This is a genomic window from Neobacillus sp. NPDC097160, assembly GCF_044762155.1.
Classification (GTDB): Bacteria; Bacillota; Bacilli; order Bacillales; family Cytobacillaceae; genus Neobacillus.
Window position 1 is genome coordinate 1 of record NZ_JBIWDU010000046.1, and the last position, 3,748, is coordinate 3,748.

At 38.5% G+C, this 3,748-nt stretch carries 6 protein-coding genes and 1 pseudogene; 5 read left to right on the forward strand and 2 right to left on the reverse strand.

The genetic code is table 11. From position 1 onward, the window contains the following. Nucleotides 1-329 precede the first annotated feature (329 nt). Nucleotides 330-458, forward strand: coding sequence for a sporulation protein YjcZ (yjcZ, locus tag ACIQXV_RS29675; protein ID WP_402965966.1), 129 nt, complete (start codon nt 330-332; stop codon nt 456-458). Nucleotides 459-517: 59 nt separating this feature from the next. Next, entirely contained in the window at nt 518-709 is a 192-nt protein-coding gene (locus tag ACIQXV_RS29680) for a hypothetical protein (RefSeq protein WP_402965969.1), read from the forward strand. A gap of 310 nt (nt 710-1,019) precedes the next feature. Here ACIQXV_RS29680 and ACIQXV_RS29685 read toward each other — a convergent pair. Then, nucleotides 1,020-1,264, reverse strand: a pseudogene (locus ACIQXV_RS29685) (cupin domain-containing protein); the annotation flags it as partial. A gap of 16 nt (nt 1,265-1,280) precedes the next feature. Continuing rightward, nucleotides 1,281-1,826 carry a TetR/AcrR family transcriptional regulator gene (locus ACIQXV_RS29690; protein ID WP_402965972.1) on the reverse strand — a complete coding sequence of 182 codons (546 nt, stop codon included), beginning with the start codon at nt 1,824-1,826 and terminating at the stop codon, nt 1,281-1,283. A gap of 313 nt (nt 1,827-2,139) precedes the next feature. On the opposite strand from ACIQXV_RS29690, the gene ACIQXV_RS29695 reads away from it, so the two are divergent. The 3 genes from ACIQXV_RS29695 to ACIQXV_RS29705 all read left to right on the forward strand — a co-directional run. Then, nucleotides 2,140-3,027: an SDR family NAD(P)-dependent oxidoreductase gene (locus tag ACIQXV_RS29695; RefSeq protein ID WP_402965975.1), complete on the forward strand. Its 888-nt coding sequence runs from the start codon at nt 2,140-2,142 to the stop codon at nt 3,025-3,027. Between the two features lie 298 nt (nt 3,028-3,325). Then, nucleotides 3,326-3,421, forward strand: a complete 96-nt coding sequence (locus ACIQXV_RS29700) for a TMEM175 family protein (protein ID WP_402965978.1) — start codon at nt 3,326-3,328, stop codon at nt 3,419-3,421. A 17-nt stretch (nt 3,422-3,438) separates the two neighbouring features. Then, on the forward strand, nt 3,439-3,748 hold a 310-nt coding region (locus ACIQXV_RS29705), incomplete at its 3' end, for an NAD-dependent epimerase/dehydratase family protein (protein ID WP_402965981.1).

Genomic DNA, 3,748 nt, shown 5'->3' on the forward strand with positions numbered 1-3,748 from the left:
AATAGTAAGAACATGTGGTCAAGAATAGTTGTTATTGTACATTTCCTGCCTATTTTATTTTTAATCAGCACTTGTCCATTCAGTTTTATTCTGAGAGCATATATTATTACTACCACCGCCAGCAACATCCAGCATATATAAATACCTCCGAAGAGGCGTTTGCATGTTTTGCAGACGCTTCTTTTCATTTTTAGAAATTGTTTAAGCAAATCGCTAATTTTGTCCTAACACGATGATGTTTGTCCAATCAACCCTTGTCTTAAGAAAATATATATATATACATATTAGGAGTGTTTTTCCTTCAAATAACCCAATAGGTGGTGAAAAATATGTGGGGATCATGTGGATATAGCGGCGGTTACGGCTACGGCTACGGCGGTGGTTATGGCGGCGGTTCAACTTTTGTTTTAATCGTTGTATTGTTCATTCTGTTGATTATCGTACTAGCTAGTGTTTAAAAACTAACCGGTATGAATCAATTTCAGCTGAGGCCAACAAAAATTTGGAGCAGTATAACTTGACACGCCTTCACTGTCAGGTGTTAAATACAGTTTATGAAAAAGATGAAATTACAAAAGAGGCTATATTTGAACTACTTCGTAATTTTGTTGATGAATCCTATCTCAGTGAGATTCTCAATAATTTTGCTTTAAAAAATTGGATGAACCAATTGAATAATTCAGAATCAGGTACGACTTTGATTCAATGACTGAGGAAGGAAAGGTAGCTTTTACCGAAATCCTGTCCACTCAACAAAAAACAAGAATGGAATTGTTTCAGGGTAATACAAACGAGGAATATGAAATAACTGTCAAAGTACTTAAACAATTGATTGATATTGCAACAAGTTAACGTAAAAAATAAAACATGCCTTTCTTTTACTATAAGGGGCAAGAGTTGAAGATCCAGCTGCCATCTTGGTGGCTATTTTTTATTGAACTAAAGTGGCAGGATAGCGCAAGAACGCAAAACAAGGAGGGTACAGTATGAACTGCACCCTCTACTTAATAAACTACATATTATTGTAACTTATTATATTCTTCGTCTGTTACTGGTTCCATCCATACGGAAGGACCTGCTGTACATCTCCTTCAATTGTAAGATGAACAAACCAGCTGTCCGCTGCAGTACCATGCCAGTGTTTAACGTTCGGAGCTATTTCTACTACACCTCCTGGATGTAATTCTTGTGCAGGCTTTCCTTCTTCTTGATACCATCCTCTTTCGCCAGTAATCAAAAGAATTTGTCCTCCCGGATGTGAATGCATGTAAGAATATCGTTTAAAGATTCCTATCCAACAAAATCCCCACTTGTTCTGCTATCACTTGAGGTGGTTCTGGTATTTCATTCGTAAAATACGTTTCCATCATTCCAACAATAGCTGTTCCAAAAAATTTAAGAATAACATCTTTACTTAATCCTTTATTTATTCCTTGAGTTATATCTACATCCCCCTTTAACTCTTCTATGACAAACTCAAGGAAGCGACTGCGAAAATAAGGAGCGCCACTGCTTGCTAACATAGTCGAAAAGAATGAATAATTAATTTTAAGGTATTCGTATAAAGTGAGATTCGCATCTTTAAAAGTCAAATTAGATGCAGACTCGCAGTGTCTCCTCACTTCGTTGATATGTTCTTCGGTGATCTTATCCAGAAGGTCATATTTATCCATGTAGTGGTCATAGAAAGTCCTTCGCCCAACGTTTGCCTTATCAGAAATTTCCTGAATTGTAATTTTATCAAAATTTTTTTCTGACATTAGTTCAATAAAAGCGTTTTTTATTGCTTCTTGAGATTTCAACATTCTTCTATCCGTCATTGACATTATAGTAATCACCATACTTTTTTAAAATAACCGCACAATTTTAATCTGCTTGTGCGATAAGGCACAAAACGTATTCATTTGATTATTGCAGACATCCTGTTTTCATTTTATATTATACACAGATGTGCGATATCACATCAATGTATATTTCTCCAAAAAGTCAAATTTGATTGCCTTTTGCAAAATAGAAAATGAAAGAAGGGAGAATATATAGCGCCAAATCCAAAAGAACTTCCCCGTGCACTATATGTTTGGAGATATTGCTCCCAACAAGAAAAATAAAATCGAAAAATGAATCTAGGAGGAAATAAATATGACTGACAATAAAAAAGTTTGGTTTATTACAGGTGCTGGACGTGGAATGGGCGTGGAGTTTGCAAAAGCTGCCCTTGCCGAAGGTTACCGAGTTGTTGCAACTGGTCGTAATACCGATAAGGTAGCCAAAGCTCTCGGTGATGCCGAAAATCTACTAATCGTGAAACTGGATATTACTAACCCAACGGATGCCGAAGCTGCCGTCAAGTTGGCAGTTGACCGATTTGGACGCATTGACGTATTGGTCAACAACGCTGCAAACTTCTATGCTGGATTCTTTGAGGAAATGACCCGACAGCAGATCGAACGTCAAATCACGACCAATCTCTTTGGACCGATGAACGTCACCCGTGCTGTGTTGCCTGTGATGCGTAAGGCTCGTTCTGGACACATTATTACAATCTCTTCTCTTGCGGGATTGATCGGATCTGAGTACAGTTCTGCTTATACTGCTTCGAAGTTCGGTGTTGAGGGTTGGATGGAGTCGTTGCGTTATGAAGTCGCTCCATTTGGCATCAAAACAACCGTAGTCGAACCAGGTATGTTCCGTACCGGATTTTTGGAGGAAGAAACAACAACATGGCACGAGTTGTCAATCGATGATTACGAAGAGCGTAGTGCACAATCTCAAGTTTTTTGGGAAGCACAAAAAGGCAATCAGACAGGAGATCCTTCCAAACTTGCAAAGGCTCTAATCACCATCGCAAGTCAAGATGAACCACCGTTTCGTTTTTTTGCTGGTGCAGATGCAATCGCTGGTGCAGAGCAGAAAGTCGCTGAACTTCAACAACAGATCAACGCCTATCGTGACTTGTCCAACTCCCTTGGTTACGAGGATGCAGAAACTGTCAGACGGAAGTTAACTGAGCTCCTTAAGAATCAATAATGTAGCATAAACTTACAATTGTGTATGAATGGTTCGCACCAGTAACTGATGGAGAATATAACAACGCAAAAAGGCAGAACCTTTAAAGGGCACGATGTATCGCGCAAGAGCGTTCCATCCTTTGTTGTTAAACTAGCTACATCACCTGAATTGGAAGTTCTCCTTAGTTTAGGGTAAACAAATCCGAATAGACAGGCGATAGAAAATCATTTGACAAAAGGGGCTACCCAATTCGGTTGCCCCTTTCAAGGGGGAATCTCTAATTAAAAGAGAGCATGGTATTTACCCTTCAGAACGCATGGTTACTTACGTCGATGGGATATTTGCGATTGCTTTGACGCTCCTCATTATTGAAATCAAAATTCCAGAGCCCGTTCGTGCGGCAATCTTTTAGAAGGGAGAGCAAAATAAATGAAGGTTATAATATTTGGGGCTACTGGTATGGTTGGTCAAAGTGCATTACGGGAATGTTTATTGGATGAAAAAGTTCAGGAAATCCTTACGATTGGTCGAAATCGTACAGGTCAGCAACATAAAAAACTAAATGAAATCGAGCTTAATAATTTAACTGATTTATCGTCAATAGAAAATAAAATAACAGGATTTGATGCTTGCTTTTTCTGCCTTGGAGTATCTTCTACGGGTATGAAGGAGGAGGAATATACAAGAATAACGTATGATATCACGCTATCAGTTGCCCAAACTTTAGCAAGATTGAATC

Bases quoted from the DNA above. Each gene is read 5' to 3' on its own strand.
- ACIQXV_RS29700 (WP_402965978.1), top strand. From the start codon at position 3,326: ATGGTTACTTACGTCGATGGGATATTTGCGATTGCTTTGACGCTCCTC.
- yjcZ (WP_402965966.1), top strand. From the start codon at position 330: ATGTGGGGATCATGTGGATATAGCGGCGGTTACGGCTACGGCTACGGC.
- ACIQXV_RS29690 (WP_402965972.1), bottom strand. From the start codon at position 1,826: ATGTCAATGACGGATAGAAGAATGTTGAAATCTCAAGAAGCAATAAAA.
- ACIQXV_RS29695 (WP_402965975.1), top strand. From the start codon at position 2,140: ATGACTGACAATAAAAAAGTTTGGTTTATTACAGGTGCTGGACGTGGA.